The 22,997-nt window shown below is 56.1% G+C and carries 22 protein-coding genes and 1 tRNA gene; 9 read left to right on the forward strand and 14 right to left on the reverse strand.

All coding sequences use genetic code 11. From position 1 onward, the window contains the following. The first annotated feature begins 164 nt into the window (after window positions 1-164). Window positions 165-2,405, forward strand: a complete 2,241-nt coding sequence (locus tag ACN0VM_RS02915) for a TonB-dependent receptor (protein ID WP_417449343.1) — start codon at window positions 165-167, stop codon at window positions 2,403-2,405. Window positions 2,406-2,609: 204 nt separating this feature from the next. Next, window positions 2,610-3,107, forward strand: a complete 498-nt coding sequence (locus ACN0VM_RS02920) for a hypothetical protein (RefSeq protein ID WP_417449344.1) — start codon at window positions 2,610-2,612, stop codon at window positions 3,105-3,107. 75 nt (window positions 3,108-3,182) lie between these two features. On the opposite strand, the gene ACN0VM_RS02925 is transcribed toward ACN0VM_RS02920, so the two are convergent. From ACN0VM_RS02925 to typA, 3 genes are all read right to left on the reverse strand, one after another. Continuing rightward, a complete protein-coding gene (locus ACN0VM_RS02925; protein WP_417449345.1) occupies window positions 3,183-3,320 on the reverse strand; it encodes a hypothetical protein in 138 nt (45 codons plus the stop codon). Window positions 3,321-3,565: 245 nt separating this feature from the next. Further along, entirely contained in the window at window positions 3,566-4,699 is a 1,134-nt protein-coding gene (locus ACN0VM_RS02930; RefSeq protein ID WP_417449346.1) for a DUF547 domain-containing protein, read from the reverse strand. Between the two features lie 150 nt (window positions 4,700-4,849). Beyond that, a complete protein-coding gene (gene typA / locus ACN0VM_RS02935; protein WP_417449347.1) occupies window positions 4,850-6,682 on the reverse strand; it encodes a translational GTPase TypA in 1,833 nt (610 codons plus the stop codon). 508 nt (window positions 6,683-7,190) lie between these two features. Between typA and ACN0VM_RS02940 the strand changes: the two genes are divergently transcribed. Beyond that, window positions 7,191-7,352, forward strand: coding sequence for a hypothetical protein (locus tag ACN0VM_RS02940; RefSeq protein ID WP_417449348.1), 162 nt, complete (start codon window positions 7,191-7,193; stop codon window positions 7,350-7,352). 25 nt (window positions 7,353-7,377) lie between these two features. Here the strand turns inward: ACN0VM_RS02940 and ACN0VM_RS02945 are convergent, their stop codons facing one another. The 4 genes from ACN0VM_RS02945 to ACN0VM_RS02960 all read right to left on the reverse strand — a co-directional run bounded on the left by ACN0VM_RS02945 (window position 7,378) and on the right by ACN0VM_RS02960 (window position 14,065). Further along, entirely contained in the window at window positions 7,378-8,490 is a 1,113-nt protein-coding gene (locus ACN0VM_RS02945) for a glycosyltransferase family 4 protein (RefSeq protein ID WP_417449349.1), read from the reverse strand. A 12-nt stretch (window positions 8,491-8,502) separates the two neighbouring features. Continuing rightward, window positions 8,503-9,492: a UDP-2,3-diacylglucosamine diphosphatase gene (locus ACN0VM_RS02950; RefSeq protein WP_417449350.1), complete on the reverse strand. Its 990-nt coding sequence runs from the start codon at window positions 9,490-9,492 to the stop codon at window positions 8,503-8,505. 459 nt (window positions 9,493-9,951) lie between these two features. Next, on the reverse strand, window positions 9,952-12,582 hold the full coding sequence (locus ACN0VM_RS02955) for a TonB-dependent receptor plug domain-containing protein (protein WP_417449416.1): 2,631 nt from the start codon (window positions 12,580-12,582) through the stop codon (window positions 9,952-9,954). 511 nt (window positions 12,583-13,093) lie between these two features. Beyond that, window positions 13,094-14,065, reverse strand: a complete 972-nt coding sequence (locus ACN0VM_RS02960; RefSeq protein ID WP_417449351.1) for an N-formylglutamate amidohydrolase — start codon at window positions 14,063-14,065, stop codon at window positions 13,094-13,096. A 275-nt stretch (window positions 14,066-14,340) separates the two neighbouring features. Between ACN0VM_RS02960 and ACN0VM_RS02965 the strand changes: the two genes are divergently transcribed. After that, window positions 14,341-14,416, forward strand: a tRNA-Val gene (locus ACN0VM_RS02965). A gap of 21 nt (window positions 14,417-14,437) precedes the next feature. Here ACN0VM_RS02965 and ACN0VM_RS02970 read toward each other — a convergent pair. Further along, window positions 14,438-14,617 (reverse strand): hypothetical protein, encoded by a 180-nt coding sequence (locus ACN0VM_RS02970; RefSeq protein WP_417449352.1) that lies wholly within the window; start codon window positions 14,615-14,617, stop codon window positions 14,438-14,440. 29 nt (window positions 14,618-14,646) lie between these two features. On the opposite strand from ACN0VM_RS02970, the gene ACN0VM_RS02975 reads away from it, so the two are divergent. Beyond that, on the forward strand, window positions 14,647-15,072 hold the full coding sequence (locus ACN0VM_RS02975; RefSeq protein WP_417449353.1) for a hypothetical protein: 426 nt from the start codon (window positions 14,647-14,649) through the stop codon (window positions 15,070-15,072). A gap of 211 nt (window positions 15,073-15,283) precedes the next feature. On the opposite strand, the gene ACN0VM_RS02980 is transcribed toward ACN0VM_RS02975, so the two are convergent. The 4 genes from ACN0VM_RS02980 to ACN0VM_RS02995 form a co-directional block, all read right to left on the reverse strand. Next, window positions 15,284-15,616 (reverse strand): hypothetical protein, encoded by a 333-nt coding sequence (locus tag ACN0VM_RS02980; protein ID WP_417449354.1) that lies wholly within the window; start codon window positions 15,614-15,616, stop codon window positions 15,284-15,286. Between the two features lie 204 nt (window positions 15,617-15,820). Next, entirely contained in the window at window positions 15,821-15,997 is a 177-nt protein-coding gene (locus tag ACN0VM_RS02985) for a hypothetical protein (RefSeq protein ID WP_417449355.1), read from the reverse strand. Window positions 15,998-16,083: 86 nt separating this feature from the next. Further along, entirely contained in the window at window positions 16,084-16,293 is a 210-nt protein-coding gene (locus tag ACN0VM_RS02990) for a hypothetical protein (RefSeq protein WP_417449356.1), read from the reverse strand. Further along, the gene (locus ACN0VM_RS02995; protein WP_417449357.1) at window positions 16,271-16,495 is read right to left on the reverse strand and encodes a ChaB family protein; all 225 of its coding nucleotides are present in this window, start codon (window positions 16,493-16,495) and stop codon (window positions 16,271-16,273) included. Before ACN0VM_RS02995 ends, ACN0VM_RS02990 begins: the two co-directional genes overlap by 23 nt. A 524-nt stretch (window positions 16,496-17,019) precedes the next feature. Between ACN0VM_RS02995 and ACN0VM_RS03000 the strand changes: the two genes are divergently transcribed. Next, window positions 17,020-17,358 carry a hypothetical protein gene (locus tag ACN0VM_RS03000; RefSeq protein WP_417449358.1) on the forward strand — a complete coding sequence of 113 codons (339 nt, stop codon included), beginning with the start codon at window positions 17,020-17,022 and terminating at the stop codon, window positions 17,356-17,358. A 129-nt stretch (window positions 17,359-17,487) separates the two neighbouring features. On the opposite strand, the gene ACN0VM_RS03005 is transcribed toward ACN0VM_RS03000, so the two are convergent. After that, window positions 17,488-19,152 (reverse strand): SulP family inorganic anion transporter, encoded by a 1,665-nt coding sequence (locus tag ACN0VM_RS03005; protein WP_417449359.1) that lies wholly within the window; start codon window positions 19,150-19,152, stop codon window positions 17,488-17,490. Window positions 19,153-19,202: 50 nt separating this feature from the next. Beyond that, window positions 19,203-19,838 (reverse strand): carbonic anhydrase, encoded by a 636-nt coding sequence (locus ACN0VM_RS03010; RefSeq protein ID WP_417449360.1) that lies wholly within the window; start codon window positions 19,836-19,838, stop codon window positions 19,203-19,205. A 161-nt stretch (window positions 19,839-19,999) separates the two neighbouring features. On the opposite strand from ACN0VM_RS03010, the gene ACN0VM_RS03015 reads away from it, so the two are divergent. From ACN0VM_RS03015 to ACN0VM_RS03025, 3 genes are all read left to right on the forward strand, one after another. Further along, on the forward strand, window positions 20,000-20,938 hold the full coding sequence (locus ACN0VM_RS03015; protein WP_417449361.1) for a hydrogen peroxide-inducible genes activator: 939 nt from the start codon (window positions 20,000-20,002) through the stop codon (window positions 20,936-20,938). Window positions 20,939-21,087: 149 nt separating this feature from the next. Next, window positions 21,088-21,432, forward strand: a complete 345-nt coding sequence (locus ACN0VM_RS03020; protein WP_417449362.1) for a hypothetical protein — start codon at window positions 21,088-21,090, stop codon at window positions 21,430-21,432. A gap of 4 nt (window positions 21,433-21,436) precedes the next feature. Further along, on the forward strand, window positions 21,437-22,996 hold the full coding sequence (locus ACN0VM_RS03025) for a methyl-accepting chemotaxis protein (protein ID WP_417449363.1): 1,560 nt from the start codon (window positions 21,437-21,439) through the stop codon (window positions 22,994-22,996). Window position 22,997 lies beyond the last annotated feature (1 nt).

Here is a 22,997-nt window from a genome sequence, read left to right on the forward strand (position 1 = left end):
ATTAATTGTAGCCGCGAGGGCTAAGGAAACAATATATAACCAACAACAAACATACTTACGTGGGATTATCTATGCACTTCCGGACTTTTCGGACCACTTCATGCTTGGTCGTATATAGCATCATCGGCCTTTCTGAGGCAGCTGCAAACGATGGTGGAACCGGTGTGTTTATAGAAGAAATTATTGTTACCACCCAAAAGCGGGCTGAAAACATCCTTGATGTACCGGTGACCCTCTCCAGTTATAGCGGTGACATGCTCAAATCCCTGAATATGCAAGAGTTTGACCGGCTATCCGACATAACACCCGGCCTTATTATTCAGGAACAAAGCCCCAACAACCCGGCATTTGTTATCCGGGGTATTACGTCCGACAATGGCTCACCCCAAATCGCCCCCCGGGTATCTGTTTACCTGAACGGGATTGATGTATCCCGGTCACGCGGTTCGCACTTTGAACTGTTTGACATTGAGCGTATCGAAGTTGTTAAAGGGCCTCAAGCCACCCTGTTTGGAACCGCTGCAGCCATTGGGGCCGTGTCAGTTATAACCCGCAAACCTCGGCAGGAATTCGCAGGGGAGCTAACTCTTGGATACGGCAACTATGATAATCTGGAGGCCCAAGGGTTTGTAACCGGCGGCACTAAAACCCTGCAAGGCCGGCTTGCCTTCAGTTACCGACAGCGCGACGGATATATTGAAAACATTGCCGGAAGCGATGGTTCACAGTCCGCCGGTGGGATACAACAACGTGACCTCAACGGTATTGAACGCTTTGCCGTTCGGGGCAGTTTGCGCTTGATTCCAACGGATAACCTTACTGTTGATCTCGTCCTGAACTATGAAGAAAACAACGACACTGGCACCAGCTTCAAGTCTGGTGTTTATGCCCCGACCGGGGGTACCACAAGCCCTTTCACCTATGCTGAACTGTCAGGCGGCGGGCCTTTGTCAGAACATGTTCTTGGCCGCGCACAACTGGGGCTTGACCGCACGGTTTATGACGCCAATCTAACCGCTGAGTGGACTGCGAATGAGACATGGTCTTTTACCTCCATCACGGGCTACCGGGAATTCGACAGTTTGGAGGTGTTTGATGCAGACGGCAGTCAGGCTGTTTATGCAGAGTTCGCAGAAGACGCAGTGGGGGACCAGTTCAGTCAGGAATTAAGGGCAAATTATTCCGGAGGAACAGCGACCGGGTTTGTGGGCGTAAACTACTTCCATGAAACCGGGCAAGTGGATGTGCCTTTCCTGACAGAGGAAGGTACGTTTCTGCAATGCGCGGCCGGTATTATTCCCGGCCTGCCCTGTGTTGCCCCGGATGGCTCTGTCGGGTCTGTCACAGCTATTCAAAACCTACCGCCTGTTTATTATGCCTCCCGGTTTGGTAACACCGGTAGCTTCAACACATATTCCGCTTTCGCTGATGCCACAGTAGCTGCCAGCGAGCGGCTTTCCCTGACGGCAGGCATCCGTTATGTCTATGAAACACGAGAAAGCGGCGGCTATGCAGCTTTGCCAGCCTCCATTCTTACAGGTGCGCCACTTATTGACTTTGGCTATGTGGATACGGCAGGCGCTACCGTCACTGAAAAAGACAATTTTGATGCGGTTCTGCCGCGCTTCAATGCGCGTTATGCCCTCAGCGACACGGTCAATCTGTATGCAACCGTTTCCAAAGGTCGTCGCTCAGACGTTATTGAGGTGACCTCAGCGGCGGGAGCAAATAACACACCTGTAGCTGACGCCACCTATGTGCCCGCAGAAATCACATGGAATTATGAAGCCGGTTTTAAAGGCCAGTTTATAGACGGACGGCTGGATCTCGCAGCTTCGCTCTTCTATCAGACTTACGATAATTTTCAGGTGACCATACGCGAAGAAGGGATTACCCGTCAGGCCAATGCGGGAACGGCCAAAAACTTCGGAGCAGAAGGCGAATTTCGCGCAAAGCTAAGCGAAAGTTTTGAACTTTTTGGGTCCGCAGCTTACATAAATGCCAGTATAGACGACAAAGCTGAAAACGGTGTTTTTGCAGGCAACCGCTTTCGCCTGCAACCTGAATGGTCAACCGCGTTTGGTGGCCTATGGACTGTCCCGCTCACCAGCACAGTCAAGGTAACTGGCAACGTTACATGGACGTACCGCTCTGGCGTTTTCTTTGAAATTGAAAACCAGCCGATCGCGGGTGTAGACATCAGCGAGCATGCCGTGCACCTGGTAAACGCAAATATTGCGCTCGCGGATAGGGAAGACCGCTGGGCCCTGTCCTTTTATGTGACCAATCTCTTTAACAAAGACTATATTATTGATGCGGGCAATATTGGCGGGCTGTTTGGGTCGCCCACCCTTATTGCCGGGCCCCCTCGGTTTGTGGGTGTTCAGGTGTCAACCCGATTTTAAACACCAACAGGTACATCAATAAACAGACCTCAGAAAACGGTCCGGAGATCCGGCCCCGACAATCACGCGCGCACCTTGGCGCCCGGCCACGCGCCACCGCCGCACCGTCGGGTCATCCAGATACCCGGATTTGCAAAGTTGCGTCCGCTGGCCTACTTTTTCGCGCTACGTGCGATCCGCAATAATTTCAAGTTGGGGTAAGGGGTGAACTATCCGGTTATTTTCAAGTTCGACATGGGCAAGGCGCGGCTGCGACGGGCCGGGTTCTATGGCCTGCCAGTGGTTCTGGCTATAATCCTGTGCTGGGCGATCCTGACGGGGCAGGACCGTGTGTCCATCATTATGACGGCAGTTATCTTGCTCTTTTCAACTGTGTTCGCGCAGTTCGTCATCCATTATATGGTCAAGCCTTGCTTTCGGGCGGAAAACGCGCTTGAGATCCATGCCGACCATCTGGTTTGGGCAACGGCCAATGGCCCGCACGTCATTCCACGCGCGGCGGTGAAGTGCGTTATGGGGGGTGACCGCTTGCAATGGGGCGGTGTTACCTTTCGGGTGGAAGTAGACGTCACGCCAGAATATAAGGTCAAATCGCTCTATGGCTTCCGGATAAACCCTGAACTCCATGACGAGTTTGCGAACCGTCAGACCGAGGTCTCGGTCTCCATCGCGCTGATAAACTGGTTTAATGACGGACGCTGAACAGCGCAAAAGGTGCAGCGCGAGACGTATCACGCTGCGTGTGGCTTAAAGCTTGCCTAAAGTATCTGGCGTTGACTACCGGAAGCGTTTGCGCAGGCGGGCAAAAAGGCCTTCCCCGGATTGGTGCGCCTGATGGGCTTCCATTTCACGAACCTGACGTGCGTATTCAACTTTGGTAATCCCGTAAGCCCGGGCAGGCATCTTCTGTTGCATTATCTATCTCGCTTGTTGTCGTCGTCCGGCATTGCCGGTTTTATTTTCTTTATCCCGGTCTTTGCCGGTTTCTCACATATTGTGAGCTTTAGGTGTATTACAAGACTATAACACCTATTTTTTTATAAAACAAATATGGCGGGCGCCGTCATCTCCTATGCGGTGAAGCGAGCGTTAAAAGCGACCTGTTGGCGGTCGCCTCTTGTGTATGAGATCAAGGGCGTTGCCGCTGGGAGCCACTGCGGCTATTTATCCTTGTCCTCTTCGGCCTGGTAGGTGCTCTGCACTTCGTCAATTGTTACAGTGCCCTTCAGGCGCGCCTTTTTCTTCTGTATTTTTCGCGCATAGGCAATCACATGTGCGGGGAAGCTTTTAGCGCCCCCGCCAACCGTGCGTTCATAGCCCGCGATGTCTTGCCCCAGGTTGGCCCCCATCATGCGGTCAACCGTAATGCCAAGGGAAAGGTCTGCGATATAATAGTCTTTTATATCGGCGTGGAGTTCTGTCGTCTGTCCTGCAAGTGCAGCGTATCCGGGGTTGAGAAACTGGTTCAGGTGAACTCGCAGGTCACGGTCCCAGTCAGGGAACAGGGCGGCATTAATCCCGTATAGTTCAGCGATATGCAACACGCTGCCGCGCGCAACAACACCACGGAGCGAGTTAACAAATTCCTTGGCGTTATCAGCCAGCAGGTCATGGACATTTTCTGCCGTATAGGCTTCCCGCCGGAGGTTGGGACTGCTGACGTACCCGTGAAACAGGCCATACATGACAATAGGATCACGCCATTTTGGTATCAAAATCCGGTGGTGAATGTCGTTGAGGGAAAGCGACACACCGGCCACAGTCAGAACCTGCTTGTCAAGAAGGCCAGCGTCTCCATAGAGAGTGTCTTTTAGCCGCTGGATCGGGTAAGCTTTCACCAATTGCTCAACAAGGGTGATGTTATAGAGATTCAGCCAATAGGCCAGTTGCTGGTCGCGGGTCCACGTATCAAGGGAGAGCTCCGTGGGCATTTTTTCCATGCGCTGGCGAATCTGGACAAGGGTCTTGAGGTTTTGCTCGTCAAACGCCTCAAAATACAGTCGGTTCCCTTCCAGCGCGGTTTTGCTTTTATTGCCCCAGCTCGCACGGGATTTTTCCCAATTGAAGGTCAGGTTTTTGCCGCGTCGGTCAGAACGGCCAGCGTCAAATACGGTCGCCTTTAGGATATATGACCAGTAAGGGAATTCCAGCTTCACGGTAGGATGTAAGGCGCTTTCGCGGAAGGGTTCGGGTACGGTTTCCAGTGGGTCTTGCGCAAGAGACGAAGACTGACCAGTCCATGATAGCAAGCCTGCGGCGACAAGTGTGAATGCCAGGTTGCTTTTCCGCTTCATGTGATTACCCCCGGGTGCTGGTCACTGTAGCTTGAAGTGTGAATATAAAACCATGGGGGGGGCATGCTGACAAGGTAATTTGGACGGCATGCAAAAACGCCGCAGCCTGAGGCCACGGCGTTTGCTGTTTAACTGGATACTACAGAGCGTTTATTCGGCGGCTTTTGCTGCGCGTTTGCGCTCGTGTGGCAGCAGGAAGCGTTTGCGCAGGCGGATGCTCTCCGGCGTGACTTCCACCAGTTCATCATCGTTGATATAGGCCAGCGCTTCTTCAAGCGGCAGGATCTTGGGCGTGCTCATTTTAATGGCGTCATCCTTGCCGGATGCGCGCATGTTGGTGAGCTGCTTGGCTTTCTGCACGTTCACGTCAAGGTCATTGTCACGGCTGTGTTCGCCAATGATCATGCCTTCATAAACTTCCGCACCATGGTTAATCATGATGGTGCCGCGCTCCTGCAGGTAAAACAGTGCATATTGCACGGCCTTGCCGCCCGCTGTTGCCACAAGCACGCCGCGCTGACGTGACCGGATCGGGCCCTTGTAGGCGTCATAGCGGTCATAGGCGCGGGCCATGATGCCGGTACCGCGGGTGTCGGTGAGGAATTCACCGTGATAACCGATAAGGCCACGAGCCGGGGCGTCAAACGTCAGGCGGACTTTGCCAGCGCCCGATGGCACCATGCCGGTCAGTTCAGCCTTGCGCAGCGACATTTTCTCAACCACAGCGCCCTGGTATTCCTCGTCCACGTCGATTTGGACGGTCTCATACGGCTCAAGGCGTTTGCAGTTTTCATCCTGCTTGAACAGAACGCGTGGGCGGCTGATCGCCAGCTCAAAACCTTCACGGCGCATGGTCTCAATGAGAACGCCAAGCTGCAGCTCGCCGCGGCCCGCCACTTCAAACGCATCCTTGCTTTCCGCTTCGGTGATTTCAATCGCCACGTTGCCCTCGGACTCGCGCATCAAACGGTCACGGATCACGCGGCTGGTCACATGCTTGCCTTCGCGGCCCGCCAGCGGGCTGTCGTTGACCATAAAGGTCATGGCAAGGGTTGGCGGGTCAACCGGGATGGCGTGCAGGGCTTTGGTAACCTCGGGCACAGCGATCGTATCGGCCACTGTGGCGGTGGTCAGGCCAGCGATGGCGACAATGTCGCCTGCTTCAGCTTCTTCAACCGGCACACGCTCAAGGCCACGGAAGGCCAGCAGCTTGGAGATGCGGCCAGTCTCGATCACCTTGCTGTCGCGGCTGAGGGCGTGGATGGCATCGCCCACCTTCACCTTGCCGGTTTCCACGCGGCCCGTGAGGATACGACCAACAAAGTTGTCGCGGTCCAGAAGGCTGATCAGCATGGAGAATGGTTTGTCGATGTTTTTGTCGGTTACAACCTTTGGTGCGGGCACATGCTCAACGATTTTCTCAAACAGCGGGTGCAGATTTTCGCGCGGGCCGTCCAGCTCGTTATCGCACCAGCCGTCACGGCCGGAGGCGTACATCACCGGAAAGTCCAGTTGCTCGTCGTTGGCGTCAAGGTTAACGAACAGATCAAAACATGCGTCGGTCGCGGCGTCCGGGTCACCGTCAGGTTTGTCAACCTTGTTCACCACCACAATCGGCTTCAGGCCAAGGGCCAGCGCCTTCATGGTCACAAACTTGGTTTGTGGCATCGGGCCTTCGGCAGCGTCAACCAACAGTACAACGCCGTCCACCATCGACAGGATGCGCTCAACCTCGCCACCAAAGTCGGCGTGGCCGGGGGTGTCGACGATGTTGACGCGGGTATTTTTCCACATCACGCTGGTGCATTTTGCCAGAATGGTGATGCCGCGCTCTTTCTCGAGGTCGCCGCTGTCCATGGCGCGTTCTTCCACGCGCTGGTTGTCACGCAGGGTGCCGGATTGCTTGAAAAGGTTATCAACCAGTGTGGTTTTGCCGTGGTCAACGTGCGCGATGATCGCGATGTTGCGAATGTCTTTTGTCATGTCTGGTGTCCTGGGGCAGCCCTGACCCACACCGGGGTTTTGGGGCTTGCGTCATATAAAAAAAGCCCCTGCGGGGGAGGCCGCGGGCTTTTGTGCTTCAAAACTTTGCGCGCCTTATACGCGCGTTTGCCCCATCCGGCAAGTATAAAGGCGGCGGTACAGCTAAACTTGTGCCGGTATATTGTTGCGAACTGGTGACAGCGTGCAAATCAGGGCGTGCCGCCTAGAACCCACCAACCCACCGAGAGACCGATGTGTCGGCGTTCAACGTTCTGCGGCGCATTTTAGAGCGTGCCAGATATTGCACGCTGAACTCAAGGGGCGGCTCCAGTTGGCGTGCATGCATTGTCAGCCCGAATGCATCAATGTCTGACTGTAACGTAACGGGGAGGCTGTGGAGCTTTATAAAGTCACCGACTTTACTAAAAGGTTAGCGGATTGCCGCAGCAGGGCAGCACTTGGCCGCAGGGCGATTGCCAAATTTCCCCACATGATGCCGGATTAAGGCATGACCTCCGACACCGACAGATCTATAGAATTTTCATTCCGTTTGCTGGCCGCATTATGGGTGGCGGGGCTGCTTTGCCTCGTCGCAGCATTGGCGATGCAGAAGGATGCTCTGCCAGAGTGCAGCTTTGCCCAACTGCATTTTGATGCCTGCCCCTATTGAGGCACGACACTTTCTATGGGCGTCTTCAGTGGGCGTCGCTTTTGAGCAGTTCAGCGCGCGCGGCGGCGGGTTTTGGGGCGCCGCGGGGCTCCGGTTCCTGCCTGATACACAAGGCATGCAGAAACTGGTCAGTGACAGTATCCCAGTCATAGGTGAGGGCAAACGCGGCGCAATCGTCACGCCTGAGCGTTAGCGCCCGCCTGATTGCGACATCAAGGTCTGTGTCCAGCGCCGCGATCGGTTTATGCCACGCGGGCAAGGGGCCTGTGCCGTCAAGGCCGACAACGTCCAGCGGACCCTGTACCGGGTATGCCGCCACAGGCGTACCGCAGGCCAGCGCTTCAATCATCACCAGGCCAAAGGTATCGGTTTTGCTGGGGAAGACAAAAACATCGGCGCTTGCATAAGCGGCGGTCAGATCAGCGCCGAATTTGGCACCAAGGAACTTCACATCAGGATACTCCGCCTGCAGTTTTTTCAGCGCCGGTCCATCGCCGACAACCACCTTGGTGCCGGGTACAGTGCTGCGGAGGAAAGCTTTGATATTTTTTTCAACCGCTACCCGGCCGACATAAAGCTGCACCGGCCCTTCAAAGTTCCACGCCTTGGGGCGGTTTGGTGAAAACTGTGTCGTGTCCACGCCACGGGTCCAATTTACGATGTTGTTGAAACCCTTGTCGCGCAGCAGCGTGCGCACGGTGGGGGTGGCCACAAGAACGCCTGCGCTTTTGGCATGGAAGCGGCGGAAAAGCGGGTAAAGCCAATCTGCCTTGAGCGGATAGCGCGCCTCAATATATTCTGGAAATGCCGTATGATAAGCCGTGGTGAATGGCTGGCCGTGTTTGATGCACCAGCGCCGGGCGGCCCAACCCAGCGGGCCTTCGGTTGCGATGTGGACAGCGTCTACCTGCCAGCGGTCCAGAATGGCGGATAACCGGAAAGGAATGTTCAGGCTAAGGCGAATTTCGGGATAGCTGGGGCATGGCACGGTGTTGAACATTCTGGGGCTCAGCATATAGACTCGGTGTCCACGCGTCTTAAGGTGATGCCGAAGCGTATCAAGTGTGCGCACAACCCCGTTGACCTGCGGGTGCCAGGCATCGCTTACAATACATATTTTCAGTTGTTTCTCGGGCATGTGGCTGCTGCGCTATTCTGCGGCAACGGGCGCTAGCTCGCGGTCTTTGCCGCTTTTGCCACGCTTGCCCTTGTTTTTCTTTGCTTCCCGCATGGCGACCTCGTCAGCCCAGTGCAGTATCTCAAAGCGGCCATCGTCATATTCAACAAGCGCGGTACAGCTTTCAACCCAGTCGCCGTCGTTCATATAGTCGATGCCGTCAAACAAGCGGCGTTCGGCGTGGTGAATATGGCCGCATATTACACCGTCCACGCCGCGGCGCTTTGCTTCGGCCGCGACGGCTTCTTCAAACCGGCCGATATATTCAACTGCGTTCTTTACCTTCTGCTTAAGGTATTTGGACAGGGACCAGTAGCTGTAACCCATTTTGCGGCGCAGCCAGTTTACCCAGGTATTCAATTTCAGTAGCATCACATAGGCGCGGTCGCCCACATGGGCCAGCCATTTGGCATATTTCACCACGCCGTCAAACTGGTCGCCGTGCAATACCCAGTAACGTTTGCCATTGGCGGCCTCATAAACCATGTCGGGCACCAGTTCGACCCCGGCCATATTGTGACCTTCAAAGCCGCGCAAAGCTTCGTCGTGATTGCCTGGTATATAGATGACTTCTGTGCCGTGCTTGGCCATTTTGAGCACACGGCGGATCACGTCATTATGCGTGGTATCCCAGTACCATGTGCGCTTGAGCTGCCAGCCGTCAATAATATCGCCAACAAGGAAAAGCTTGTCGCAGGTTACTGACTTGAGGAAATCAAGCAGTAGGTCCACTCGCGCGGCCCGGGTGCCAAGGTGTGTGTCCGATATAAAAATAGCGCGGTAGTGACGCGCCTTTTTTTTGCGGTTTGAAGGTTCCCCGGCCTGGTAAGAGGCCGGTAGGCCGTCACCCTGTTGGGAGGCGGGGTTTCGCTCAAAAAAATCTAGCGAGGCCTCGCGAAGGAAATTCTGCTCGCCTGAGGTGGGGAGAGCTGGAAAAAACAGATTTTCTGCCATCTTTTTCATGAGGCATGTATGCGCGCGCATGGTGACATTTGCGTTGCACTGATATGACCATTTCTTGAAAAACGAATCTGTAGTGATTCGGTTCCGGGATTCCGCGAATCTGTAGGACGAAATCACCCCGCGAGTGATTTTTTCAGATAAGCGTCTAAAAAAAGATATACTGTAAAATGTATATTTTACAGTTAGTTAGTGGGAGTTAAGAAAATCTCAAGGTTTCGTGACTTACCCTTCACTTGGAATTTGCTGGTTATGCAATTATCTTAGTTCTTGGCGGGTAGCCCCGCTAATGCCCTCCGTGGGCGTTTCCTCCCTGAGCCTGGGCCACGCGAAAGCGTGGCCTTTTTTTTTGTGCCGCCCGTGCCGGGATACCGCCCGATATGGTCACCATCGGGTTGTAGGCTGGCCATAAAAAAGGGGGCGCCGAAGCGCCCCGCAAGGTGTCCAAGTTGGGAAACTGGATCAGAATGAATAGCGGGCCCGGACATAGTAGGAACCGCCGTTCACCCCGAATGGTGCATGCTCGGAATATTTGGCCCCAACTTCAGTCGCCCAGGGGTTCAGGGTCGGGCTGTTGTCGAACACGTTCTCGGCGCCGATGGAAACTTCAAGGCCTTCCATCACGTTATAGCCGATTTCGGCATCCATCGTGATTTCAGATTTGCCGTCGATGGGCAGGCCACAACTGTCAGCGTGCGCGCTGAAATATTTGCCGTGATAGTTGGCACGGGCAAGGAAGCGCCACTTGCTGGCGTTATGTGTCAGCGTGGACGAGAAGCGATAGGCGGGCAGAGAGTCCTCCAGCCGTTGAATGCGGCAGCTGTCCAGTGTTGCCGGGTTGAAGTCGATGACCTTTGTCTTGGTATAGTTACCGGCAAAGGAAAGCTGGGTTGAGCCCTCATCCGTGAAGTTCAGCGGAACCGTTGCAACCACATCAATGCCTTGGCTTCGTGTGTCAAAGTCGTTGACGAAGAAGCGGAAGGCCTGCAGGTCAGCCGCGAACGCAATGCCGGATGCGACGAGCGCGTCGCGGTCAGCCTGTGACAGGGTGATGGTTGCAGATTGCGTGATGCGTTCAGACAGTTTGATGTTGAAATAGTCAACAGTCAGTGATGCGCTGCCGATATCCGCAACAAAGCCCAAGGTGAAGGCATCTGATTTTTCAGGCCCAAGTGGATCTGCACCGAATTCAGCGGCCACCGGGTTTGTCGGTGGAATAGTGCCACGCTGTGCAAGTTGCAGGCGGCCGTCTACCGTTTCAAACACGGTGGACACGTTTACAACTTGTTGCTGGCCGGGGGTTGGGGCCCGAAAACCGGTGCTGACAGAACCGCGAAGGCGGAAGTTGTCACCCAGCTTATAGAGTGTCGAGATCTTGAAATTGGTTGTGGAACCAAAATCAGAGAAGTCTTCCCAACGCAGCGCCGCGCCCAGAACCCAGTCTTCGGTGATGTCGGCTTCCATGTCGATATAACCGGCGATATTGGACCGGTCCCACGTGCCTGCTACCTGCGGGCTGAAGCCGGAGAAACCGTTGGAGCCGATACCAAAACCCTGTGTGACACTGACGTTTTCGCCTTGGTCGTTGGTCAGGTTGAAGGACTGCGCCAATATGCCGACCTCAAACGATTCCGGCTGCCCGGTCCGTGCTTCAAACTGCTCTTCGCGCCATTCAAAACCTACAGCGATGTTGAGCGGGGAATAAAAGCCCACATCAACAGGATAGGAGAAGTCAGCGTTGAAGTTCTTTTCAAGCTGGACGTAAGAACCGAGGTTAAAGAACGTAGGTGTGGCGGAACCAAGGCTTGGGTTTACCGTATTGTTGATAAAGAAGTCGGCCTGGTTGCGACCGGCGTGCATGCTGATGTCGTAGGTCAGGCCGCTGTCCATCTCACCCCGGAAGCCCACGGCGCCGGCGATATCATTAAGGCGGCCGCCGAAGTTCGGCGTGAAACCGCCAGGGAACATTTCGTTGAAGACGAAACAGTTCGGATCGGCAAAAATGGCAGCCATTTGAGCCGCTTCTTCATCAGAGCCGATGACGACTGGGTTGACGACCTGACCGGTGGTGGCTTCGCCTTCATTGAAGTTGATGCCGCCGGGGCAGGTCACGCCGTCACCCGGTGTCAGGTCACCCACAAGGCGGGTGGTGCCTCCGTCGCCGGAATTAACGCCGGAGCGGGTATTCGGGTTGCGATAGTAAAAACCGCCGATCACCTCGCGTTCGGCGTAGTTGCCGAAAGCGTAGATTTCGGAATTCTCGCCGGTCTCCACGCCAAAGTTTACAAAGGCCTTCCAGTCATTGTTAATTTCCGGTGTACCCCATATCTGCGCATAAGGCTCGGGTACGTCGCTGTTGCCACCATCGATAAGGGCTTGAGCGTCCGCGCGCTGCACACTGCGGCTGGTGGCGTCCATCTGGCGCCATTCGGCCGAGAAGTTCACAAAGCCGCTGTCCGTCACCGGCAGGCCAACGTTTGCGGAAAGCTGCACCTGATCACCATCACCTTCATAGGTGGAGCCATATTTGGCGGAGACAGACCCGCCCTCATTGTCATCGCGCAGCACAAAGTTCATCACACCTGCGATGGCGTCGGAACCATACTGGGCTGCGGCACCGTCGCGCAGCACTTCAACGCGCTTGAGTGCAATGGCCGGGATCACGCCAATGTCCGGACCTTGCGCACCGTCCGAGATGCCGCTGCCAAGGAAGGTAATAACCGCCGCGCGGTGGCGCCGCTTGCCGTTCAGCAACACCAGTGTCTGGTCAGGGGCAAGCCCGCGCAGGTTCGCCGGCCGCACCAAGGTTGCCGCGTCATTGATCGGCTGCGAGTTCACATTGTAGCTGGGCACAACGGTGCGTAGCATGTCGCCCATGTCGCCGCTGCCCTGATTGTTGAAATCGTCGCCGCTGATAACGTCAACGGGCGCCGGTGTATCCGCCGCGGACCGTGCGGCCCGGCGTGAACCGGTTACAACAACCTCCTCGATCGCTGCGCCGTCCGCATTCGCGGTTGTTTCCTGAGCAAATGCACCGCCTGTGATTGACGACGCCATGGCGATGCATGACGTGCCCAATAGCAGTTTTTTCATGATATCCACAGAACCCCTCCGTGTATGTGTGGTTTTGTTTCGACCACATTCCGCCAACCCCCCGGTAGGCGCCCGAATGCACTCGATACCAGCAAAGACGAATGGCTCCCGCGCATTGGGAACAAAAAATTGCGAAGTGAGCGGTTTTTTGAAAGAGCGCCGGGAAGATGTTTTGATGTGTGCTTTTTGAAACACATGGCACCGGGCGCGGGCTATATGTGCAGTTTAATTTCAGCGTGGCGCTTAAGGCCCCGATTAAGGCCATGATTGAAAAGGCTTTTCCGCGTGTGTGTCTGTCAGGGTTGCTGTGCAATGTTTGTGCAGGGTGTCGCGCGCGGGTGCTGCGATATGGCAGCGCGGTTTTCTGCCGGAAAACAGCCGTGGGCGCAGCAAAGGGGCCTTAGATGCCTGTGTTCCAGACGTGCAGCGGACATGCAGCAGTTTTCAGGGCAAGGCGGGGGTGTGGTTGGGCCACGGAAGGCTATCCCGCCGGTTGGAGTGACCGGATGGTTTATTCGGCGGCGCGGGGAATATCCTTGCCCGACTGCGCCGGTATGCGCCGGGCGAACTCCCGGGTCAGCATGTCGGTGAACCAGGCCATCTTGCCTTCAATTTCATCAAAGCAGGCCAGAGGCTCCAGCGTGGTTTCATCCATGTAAAGGTTGCGGCTGATCTCAATCTGCAGGGCGTGATAGCCCTTGTTGGGGGCCCCGTAATGCTGGGTGGCAAAACCGCCGGAATAGGGCACATTGCGCCGTACACTGAAACCGGCACCGATCAGCAGTTCTTCCGCCAGCGAAGTCAACTCCCGCGCGCAGGAGGCACCCCAGCAATCCCCCAGCACGATATCAGGCCCCATGTTGCGGTTGCGCCGCCGGGCGGACGGCATCTCGGACGGCATGGAGTGACAATCGACCAGGACCACGTGGCCAAACTGGTTGCGTCTGGCTTCCAGAAGGGCGCGCAGCTTGTCATGGTATGGCCGGTATACGTTGTTGATACGGTGAAAAGCTTCCCGGGCTGGCAAGCTGTCCTCATAAATGGTGATACCTTCCGCCACCAGCTTCGGGATCAGCCCAAGCCCGGCTTTAACCCGGTGGGTGACGTCAAGACTATCAGCGTCCAGCACAGGCCGGAACATGTCCGGGTCCAGCTCTGCCTCGCCGCGGTTCAGGTCAAGGTAGGCGCGGGCGTTTGTGGCAATCAGCAGGCTGGCCCCGCGGGCAGGCGCCGTGGCGAATAGCCGGTCCACATAGGCATCCTCCGACATGCGCAGCAGATGCGGTGACAGTTTGGCTGCCCTGATCATGCTGTCGGGATAATGGCGGCCGCTATGGGGGGCGGCAAAGATAAAGGCGCTCTGTGCGCCTTTGGGAGACCGTACAATAAATGGCGGTGGCGGCGTGCGCTTTGCTGTTGCCGCCGTATCGTTGGCCGTGTCTTTCGCCATGTCGTTCACCGTGATGTCGGAGCCGCGTTTCATGACAATACGCTAGCGTGAAACGCCCCGCCTGTCACCGACAAGTTTGTGCCGCCGCAACAGGGTATGAAAGCGCTGTGTCGCACCGCCTTGGGTGCCGGGCAGGGGCCGATCTTGCCGGGTGGTTGCCAGCCTATGCTTTTCCTTGCGACTTCCCTCGGGCTGTGCCCTGTGCGCTACTATGGCCCAAATGTGTAAAAATGGTCTTGCGCGGGCGCGGGGTGCGGTGTAAACACGCACCCGTCCCGCCCGTCAGGGCGCGGCCTGACAAATGGTACGGTCGGTTAGCTCAGTTGGTAGAGCGCATCGTTGACATCGATGAGGTCGTTGGTTCGAACCCAATACCGACCACCATTTATTTTTCCCAAAATGGTATCAGATACAAAGCGCATTGGCTGTATTGGCGTATGGCCTGGCCGCCGCGCGTTTAAGCGCTCTGATTGGCTTTTCCACCAAAAGCAGATAGCCTGATGTTCGCCGCAGCCGGTGCCGTTTGTCCCGTATGGCTTCAGAAGCGGCAACATAACTTGCGTTATTCTCAAGGGGCGCGATCATGCCGCGCCTTCAATCACGAGGTGAATGGCTTGGAACTCAAGAATTTCATAAAGGGCACATTGGAAGAAATCGTAGGCGCGTTGGCCGACTTTGAAGCCAGTAGCAATAACCATGGCGCTACTGCCTTTACCGAGATATGGACCGACGGTTCCGGGGCCGCTAGTGTCGGAATGCTGAAAGCAAAGAAGCGTCAGGGGCAGGAAAACGCTGCCACGGTTCTGACTATACATTTTGATGTCGCAGTAACCGTCGAAACTGAGGGGATCAAAATGGCAGAAGGCGGACTGAAGTTTCCTGGCTTGGGTGGAGCTGGCGCCTCTGGCACTGAGACTGACAAAAATGTCAGCATCAACAGACTGACATTTTCGGTTCCTGTTGAGCTTCCAGTAACTGAAAGTCGAGCGACACCTTCTCCCGACCCCGTGAAGATCGATTTCAAGGGGTGGAATGAATAATTCATTTCGCTAGCCGCTAGCAGGGGTGCAGGCGTATGCCTGCCCCCTTCGTGGGCAGCGTAGGAAGCCGCCGCCCGGTCAAGCCACTCCCGCGCCACTGGCGCTAGCGCGCCACCGGGTCGCGGCCTTGACAGTGCGTCATTGAGACAAAAGGTTCCGACCGGGTTGGAAGCGAACCCAGGGCGAAAGATCGGGGCTATCATGACAACACCTAGCCCGCGTTTCGCGCCTGAAAGTCCAATGTCGGTAGGGGGAAGGGATGCGTGCCCGCCGCCGTGGTCACATACACCTTCGTCCTGTGTTGACCATCAAGAGTAAGCTTGCGCCGTAACGTCTCTGTCGTGTCACAAAAGAAGGTGCCGAACCGGTCGGCGGAAAGGGCATAGATCAACCAGCCGGTGGGAACATCCCACAGATCAATGCACTGGTTTGTGGCGGGATCGGCGTCAGATAGCCGCTGCAAAATCGTGTCGGCCTTGGCAGGCTTCAGCGCGCAGGCAAGCCGCCATGAAAGGTTCAGCGAATAGCCAACATCATTTTGCAAACCCGTGTGCAAAACGGATTTAAAATTCTGGTAAGCCGTTGATTTTGTTGGGCTGGCGTTAAGCTGCCGGGATACCCTGTTTATAGGGGATGCTTGATGTTCGGGTTTTTGACATCGATGAGGTCGTTGGTTCGAACCCAATACCGACCACCATTTATTTTCCGTTCCATCGCCCGCCCCAATGGCGCGGGGCGATCGGGGGCGTTACTTGTTCTTGTCGGCCGGTTTTGCGCCTGCCATCCAGTCAGCGATGATTTTTTCCAGTGTTTCGCGCGGGGTGTCATAGCGGTCCTCAAGTTCTTTTAAAAGGGCGTCGCCGTCTTTCGATTGGGCGTCGTCCATCTGCTCAAGGTGCTGGTATATTTTATCGTTCGTATCCATCGGGCCGCCTTCCTGTGATGCGGGTTTACCTGACCAACTCATCTGTACGTATGTACGTCGCCTGTAGGGCGACAGTTTAAGCCTGCCTAGAAATCCTGCCAGTCCATCGTTATGACACTTAGCGCGCCGACGACCGACCAGCGGCGTTGTTTTGCGTTGGTGAACACCAGCAGGTCGCCACACGGGGGCTTCCCGGCCACGCGCTTCCCGGCGCTGTTTTGCGTGAGGGTGGGCACGGCTGTATGGTTGCAGGCGTGTTCCGTCATAATGTGATTACTTGCGCTGCCAGTTGCCATTGTTCTTCTCGTATTTTTCCTTGACTGCGGACCATGCCACCTTGTGTGACACTTCCTCGCGGCTGTCATCGCCGCGGCGATCCTCGGCATCTTTGTAATTGTCCCAGGCGCTGTTGAACGCTTCCTTGTATATTTCCTGCGCGTGCCGGGGCAGGTTGTCCGTTACCCCGTCTGGCAGCTCATCCGTAGATTTATAGGGCATGATAGCCTCGCTTATTCACTTGTTCCCAATCGGTGATTGAACGGTATGCGAGAGCATGTCAGCGCGCGATTGGGAGAGATGCCCAAAGCATAAAAGATGTATCAAGGCGGTCGGCAGCGTTGGTGTTTTCTCTCTGCTGCGGTCAGTTTTCTTTTGGTTCTTCCATCAGGGTTTCCATCAGGTTTTCTGCGCTTTTGGGCTGCCTGTGGCGGGTGGTGTCAAGGTGTCTTTATGGAAATTTTATATTGCGAATGCCTCTCAACACTCGAAACTTTACGGGGGCAGGCGTCAAATGGTTCCTGTCACCACGCAGGGAATCGGTCCCTTGCTCGTACCTGTATCGTTCGCCTGCATTATGCAGTTGCAACAATCGGTACGGCGGGCACAGGGCCGATGCAGGGTGGCAGCAGGTTAAATGTCAGGTTTGCACGCAGTCCCGTTCCATAAGCTTTTTTGCTTCGGGTCATGGCCTGACGGGGTCAACGGTCAGTATGGGAACTGACCTAACGTTCGAGAGATATATCATGTTTTGGAGCGGTTTGGGTTCGGTCGCCGCATTTGCATTTGCGGCAGGTTTTATGGTTTTTGCAGGCACAGGGCTGGTTTCGGTCCCGGTGTATTTCCTGCTGGCAGCGCCCGTTATCTCATATCTCGGGTTCGAGCTTAAATTATACTCCGATGGTCTGCACATGCGCTATGTGCATGAGGGGCCAGCGGCTGGTTCAAGTCTGCGTGGGCAGATTGAACTTCTGGCGGGTGCCGATAATGGCAAAAGCCCGACGATATTTTTTATCCCTGTAACCCTGTGGGGACCGCTGCTTGCCATGCTTGGGCTTTACCTCGGCGCCCATATGGGCTTCTAGGCAGCCCGTAGAGACTTTGAGGAATCCCTGAGGAACCTTGGGGGCGGACAAATTGGCAGAGATGAACTGGTGGTAAAAAAAGCCACCCCGGTTGGGCGGGGTGGCTTTCCTGTTCAGGAGGCCCGGCCGTTATTCGGCTGGCGCAATTCGAGCCTCCATGGGCAGTCTTTGGTGGTCCACTTCCGTTGAAACCCCGATGTGCTTCAAGGCGTGTTCCAGTGCCGTCTGGCGAGTATCGAACCAGTGGTCATCAGGTAGGTCAGACGTGACCTGCAGGCCGCTCAGTACCTCACGTACCTTTTCGTTCACCCCGGCGACATATAGTGATTTACCGGCGTGCAAGGCGTCCTCCACAATGGTTTCCACTGCCTTGGCGGCGGAAAGGTCGAGGAAGGGCACGCGGGAGAAATCAAGGATAAGTACCTTTGTTTCGCCGTCGGCACGCTCCCTTACGTGGTGGCCAAGGTCAGCCGCAGCGCCGAAACTCAACGGGCCGCCGAAGTCAAACAGGGTGACCTTGTCGCCGCCACGGGCCAGCAGTTCACGCTCAAGCGGGTTGGCGATCTCACGGCTGCTGACATTGAAGTTCTTGAGCTGTTCGGCTGACAGTTGCTTGATAAAGGCAAGTGCTGCCAGTACCACCCCTGCACCAACTGCAGTGATCAGGTCGACAAATACGGTCAAGCCAAGTACCACGGCCATGAGCGCGAGGTCCCAGCGCGGACCCTTGTGAGCACGCTTGAGGTAGCTCCAGTCGATGATGTCATAGCCTACCTTGACCAGAATGCCAGCAAGTGCAGCATGCGGGATCAGGCTTGCCACAGGCGCCAGCACAAGGGCAACTGCAAGCAGCACCAGACCGTGCACCATGCCGGAGATTTTGAACTGGCCGCCGGTACGGATGTTGACAACCGTCCGCATGGTAGCACCAGCACCAGGTACGCCGCCAAAAAGACCGGCAACCGTATTACCGATACCCTGGCCAACCAGCTCGCGGTTCGAATCATGCCGTGTGCGGGTCATGTTGTCGGCCACCAGCGAGGTCAGCAGGCTATCAATCGCGCCCAGAAGCGCCAGCAGGAAAGCAGCCTCAACAACGATCAACAGGCTGTCGCGTTCCAGCGCGGGCATAATGAAGGACGGCAGGCCCGTCGGCACGTCACCAAGAATTGGCGCACCGGCGAATGCTACGCTTACAAGCGTCGCAATGATCAGCGCGGCGAGCGGCGCTGGCAGGTATTTACCCAGCTTTTTCGGCCAGAAAAACACAATTGCGAGGGTCATAAGGCCAATGCCAAGGGCGATGAGGTTGGGGTCCATCATCGCACCGGGAATGGCGCTCAGGGCTGGAATGGTGCCGCTGCCTTCAGGTTCATGGCCGAAAAGTCGTGACATCTGCAGTGCAATGATGATCACTCCGATGCCCGACATAAAGCCCGACACAACAGGGTAGGGCACCAGCCGGATAAACTGGCCAAACTTCAGCACACCAAACAGAATTTGAAGAAGGCCTGCCAGCACGACGGCGGCAAACACCAGTGCGGGGTTGCCGCCAAGTGACGCGAACACGCCCGCGAACACCACCACCATTGGTCCGGTGGGGCCTGATATCTGGCTACCGGTGCCGCCAAACAGTGCAGCGAAAAAGCCAACGATGATAGCACCGTACAAGCCCGCGATCGGACCGGCGCCGGATGCCTCCCCGAAAGCGAGAGCAAGCGGAAGCGCGATGATGCCTGCGGTCAGGCCGCCCATCACGTCGCCGCGCAGGTTGGATGTATTAAGGAAACTCATGATTATCCCTTACTGCCCATAAGGACGGAAATCTTGTGATATAAGGCCGCTTACGCCGCGACCTCTGCTGTGTCAGCAAGTGGCAGGAAGGCGTCAGCCGCTGCGTCATAGGCGAGGACTTCACCGTGCTCGATATCATATACCCAGCCGTGCAGGCGGATACGTCCCGCCGCAATGCCCGCGGCAACAAGAGGGTGCGTTTTCAGGTGCTGAAGCTGCAGAAGCACATTCTGTTCCGTGACGGACTTCAGAAGTTCGGTACCCTCGGCGTTCGGTGTTTTCTCTTTGGCGACATGCACAGCGGCATGGCTGTGTGACAACCAGTTGCAAACATGCGGCAGACCATCAAGACCATCGGGGTTCATGGCGCCCTTCATGGCACCGCAATCCGTGTGACCACACACAACAATCTCGCTGATTTTCAGCACGCCAACAGCAAATTCGATCGAGGCTGTGTTGCCACCGGTATGCTGGCTGTAGGGCGGTACGATATTGCCTGCGTTGCGGCAGATAAACAGCTCACCCGGTTCAGCTTGCGTAATAAGGCCCGGGTCGACGCGGCTGTCGGCACAGGTGATCATGAGAACTTCCGGGCTTTGGCCGGAGGAGAGCTCTTTAAAGAGCCCAAGGCGCTGGGGGTACACTTCTTCCTTGAAGCGAAGAACACCTTCGACGATTTTTTTCATAACATCCTCTCTCTCAATACTATTTTTGGTTAAGGGTCTGGCAGGCCTGGGGGCATGCGGACCGACCCACAGGATGTATGAGGGCATGCATATAAAAACAATTGTCTTATTTTCGTGTTTTGTGATAGTCAAAAGCTATCACTACTATTTCAGGGGTTTTGATGAATATTGGCCATCCCACGCTCAAGCAGTTGCAGTATTTTCAGGCGGTCTGTGGCGCTAAAAGTTTTCGCAAGGCCGCGCAGCGACTGGGCGTTTCGCAGCCGACGATTACTGCGCAGATTTCCGCGCTGGAGGAAGCGTTGGGGCTTATCCTGCTTGAGCGATCACGCACCGGTGCCTTTCCCACAGCAGCAGGCCGCGCGATCCAGCCTCATGCGGAGCGTATGCTTGAGGAAGTTCATGCCATTCGCGATATCGCGCGATTCTCGATCGACAGCGCGTCGGGTATTCACCGGCTGGGCGTGCCGTCTACGCTCGGTCCTTATTTCCTGCCGGATGTGATCTCGGACCTGCACGGTGAATATCCGTCATTGCGGCTTTATGTGCGGGAGGAGCCACCGCGCGATCTTGAGAACGGCTTGCTGGATGGCCGCTATGACCTGATCCTGACCACCCGACCCCTTGAGGTCACCGGTTTGACAGAGGATTTACTGTTTGGGGAACCTTTCCTGCTGTGTGCGCCGCCCGACCACCCGCTGGCGCGCAAAACCACGGTACGCCCTGCGGATATCGCCGGTGAACGATTGCTGGCCATTGAGGAGCGTCACCGCCTGTTCGAACAGATGCAGGCGATCGCCAACCGGTATGATGCGCGGCTGATGCGCGACTATGAGGGCACCAGCCTCGATACCGTGCGGCAGATGATCGGCACCGGGATCGGCCTTGCCTTCCTGCCCGCGCTTTATGTGCGTTCAGAAATTCAGCCGCGGGACGATGTGGCCGTGCTTGAATTGGATGAAACCCCTACAGACCGGGAGGTCGTCCTGGCGTGGCGGCCCTCCGCGCCGCAGCGTCAGCTTTACCGCGCAATGGCGCAGTTCTTGCGTGGGCAGTGCCGAACCAAGTTTGGTGACATATTGCATATAGCGCAGGGCTGAGGGCGCACTACGTGGTTTCCAATCTGTTAACATTTTGGGGCGTATAATAGCTGTGGGTCGGGTGAGTTTTGCTTTTAGGGTGGTGCGTCTCATGCGTCTCATGCGTGGTCTCGTGTTGTGGCCATGCGATATTTTGAAGGTGCTTCAGGGTGCGTGATCTGTTTCCGACCATCTTGGTGACGGCATTTGTGCTTATGTGTATCATTGTCATGAGCCTACGCCCTGCATCTGACGGGGTGGTTCTCGTCCTATTCAACCCCCTTGAGGATCAGCGCGATCAGGTTGCCGCTATCATGAATGCCAATGCCTTGTTCGTCGGCGCGGGCAGGATGCCTGGCTCCTACCTTGTCGCCAGCGATCAGGGTGGTTTGCCAGATCGCTTGCATGCTGCCGGTGCCTGGTTTGTGCTCAATCCCTTTGGCGCCGCCGGATGCAGTGCTGAAACTATAGATCCCGGTCGCTGGAAGGGTGGCTTGGGACGTAATCTGGAGTGACGAGATGAATTCCCTCGATACCTTGCGCGTATCCGCCCTTCGGGCTTTGACATTCGGGCAGTTTTTTCATGTGCCTCTTGTTCTTTTTCTGGGGTTTGCCATTGACGCCCAGTCGGTGATCATGACCGGCATACTGTCTCTGGTTGTCGCCCTTGCGGGCTTTGCAGCACTCCGCCTTCAGGGGACCGCACCGACAACACGTTATCTGGTGGCCGCAGGCTTTGTTCTGCAGGCGGCGCTGCTGGTGTTTGTCTTTCGCGGGCACGCCTGGCAGATTGATATGCATATGTACTTCTTTGCTGCACTCGCCATGGTGACCGCCATTCTGGACTGGCGCGCGATTGTGGTTGCTGCCGCCGTTACGGCGGTGCACCATCTGCTGTTGAATGTGGTAATGCCAGCATGGGTCTTCCCCGACGGCGCAAGTTTCCTGCGCGTCGTGATCCACGCTGTTATCGTGGTTTTTGAGACGGCGGTGCTGTTATGGCTTTCGGTCAAGCTGGCGGCTTCTTTCGGTGAGGCGGAGGACGCCCAGCGGGAAGCGATTGCACAGGCCCGAGAGGCGGAAGCTGCGAAAATATCCGCTGAAGAGTCTAAAGCCTTGTCTGATGCGGCGTTGGCCGAAGCACGCGTCGCACAGGAGGAAAACGAAAAACTGCGCCAGCAACGCATGCAGGAGCGTGAGCATACCACGCAGGAAGCCCGCGACCAGCTTCATCAGCTTGCTGATGAATTTGAAAATGTGATCGGCACGCTGGCGGGCGACATTATCGACACAACGGGCATGCTGGAACGGGACGGCGAAGCGCTGGAGGAGGCCAGCGGAAGGGCGCGCGGCATGGTAGATGCCGCAGAAAGCGCAACCAGTAATGTCACCCAGAACGCCAGCGCAGTAGCGGCGAGTGCGGAACAGATGGCCGCATCAGTGAGCGAGATCAGCCAGCAGGTTTCCCGCAGCCGGGATATCGCCGGTCAGGCGCTTGACCATGTCAAGGCCAGCACGGAAACCATCCATAAAATGGCAGATTACGCCGAAAAGGTGACCAGCATCATCGACATCATCAGCGATATCGCGGCACAGACAAACCTGCTGGCGCTCAATGCCACAATTGAGGCCGCGCGTGCGGGTGAAGCGGGCAAAGGCTTTGCTGTGGTAGCCAACGAGGTCAAGAGTCTGGCCAACCAGTCAAGCAGTGCGACGCAACAGATAGCTGATCAGCTATCCTCCATGCAGGAGATCAGTGGTCAAGTTGTCAAGATGATCGAACGGGTCGCCAGTGATATTCACAATATATCCGAGAACTCGGTGGGTATTTCTGCGGCGGTCGAAGAACAGGACGCCGCCACGCGGGAGATTGCCCGTGCGGCACAAACCGCCAGCGGCGAGACGACGACGGCGGCCGATCAGGTGCACAGTATCAGCGATGTGGTTGATGAAGTGGCACGGTCTGTCAAGTCAACCTTTACTGCTGCGAAACAACTGACCAGCCGCACAGATGAATTGGCCAGCCGCTGTCAGGACTTTGCGGCAGAGATCAGGCGGCGTGAAGCGGCAGGGGGATGAT

The organism is Kordiimonas sp., assembly GCF_048260245.1.
Taxonomy (GTDB): Bacteria; Pseudomonadota; Alphaproteobacteria; order Sphingomonadales; family Kordiimonadaceae; genus Kordiimonas.

What these genes read in the sequence shown, in the direction of transcription:
- ACN0VM_RS03015 (WP_417449361.1), top strand. Translation starts at nt 20,000, where the DNA reads ATGAATATTGGCCATCCCACGCTCAAGCAGTTGCAGTATTTTCAGGCG.
- ACN0VM_RS02930 (WP_417449346.1), bottom strand. Translation starts at nt 4,699, where the DNA reads ATGAAGCGGAAAAGCAACCTGGCATTCACACTTGTCGCCGCAGGCTTG.
- ACN0VM_RS02940 (WP_417449348.1), top strand. Translation starts at nt 7,191, where the DNA reads ATGACCTCCGACACCGACAGATCTATAGAATTTTCATTCCGTTTGCTG.
- ACN0VM_RS02925 (WP_417449345.1), bottom strand. Translation starts at nt 3,320, where the DNA reads ATGCAACAGAAGATGCCTGCCCGGGCTTACGGGATTACCAAAGTTGAA.
- ACN0VM_RS02955 (WP_417449416.1), bottom strand. Translation starts at nt 12,582, where the DNA reads ATGAAAAAACTGCTATTGGGCACGTCATGCATCGCCATGGCGTCGTCA.
- ACN0VM_RS02990 (WP_417449356.1), bottom strand. Translation starts at nt 16,293, where the DNA reads ATGGCAACTGGCAGCGCAAGTAATCACATTATGACGGAACACGCCTGC.
- typA (WP_417449347.1), bottom strand. Translation starts at nt 6,682, where the DNA reads ATGACAAAAGACATTCGCAACATCGCGATCATCGCGCACGTTGACCAC.
- ACN0VM_RS03005 (WP_417449359.1), bottom strand. Translation starts at nt 19,152, where the DNA reads ATGAGTTTCCTTAATACATCCAACCTGCGCGGCGACGTGATGGGCGGC.
- ACN0VM_RS03025 (WP_417449363.1), top strand. Translation starts at nt 21,437, where the DNA reads ATGAATTCCCTCGATACCTTGCGCGTATCCGCCCTTCGGGCTTTGACA.
- ACN0VM_RS03010 (WP_417449360.1), bottom strand. Translation starts at nt 19,838, where the DNA reads ATGAAAAAAATCGTCGAAGGTGTTCTTCGCTTCAAGGAAGAAGTGTAC.
- ACN0VM_RS02945 (WP_417449349.1), bottom strand. Translation starts at nt 8,490, where the DNA reads ATGCCCGAGAAACAACTGAAAATATGTATTGTAAGCGATGCCTGGCAC.
- ACN0VM_RS02985 (WP_417449355.1), bottom strand. Translation starts at nt 15,997, where the DNA reads ATGGATACGAACGATAAAATATACCAGCACCTTGAGCAGATGGACGAC.
- ACN0VM_RS02995 (WP_417449357.1), bottom strand. Translation starts at nt 16,495, where the DNA reads ATGCCCTATAAATCTACGGATGAGCTGCCAGACGGGGTAACGGACAAC.
- ACN0VM_RS02960 (WP_417449351.1), bottom strand. Translation starts at nt 14,065, where the DNA reads ATGAAACGCGGCTCCGACATCACGGTGAACGACATGGCGAAAGACACG.
- ACN0VM_RS02950 (WP_417449350.1), bottom strand. Translation starts at nt 9,492, where the DNA reads ATGAAAAAGATGGCAGAAAATCTGTTTTTTCCAGCTCTCCCCACCTCA.
- ACN0VM_RS03000 (WP_417449358.1), top strand. Translation starts at nt 17,020, where the DNA reads ATGTTTTGGAGCGGTTTGGGTTCGGTCGCCGCATTTGCATTTGCGGCA.
- ACN0VM_RS02970 (WP_417449352.1), bottom strand. Translation starts at nt 14,617, where the DNA reads ATGATCGCGCCCCTTGAGAATAACGCAAGTTATGTTGCCGCTTCTGAA.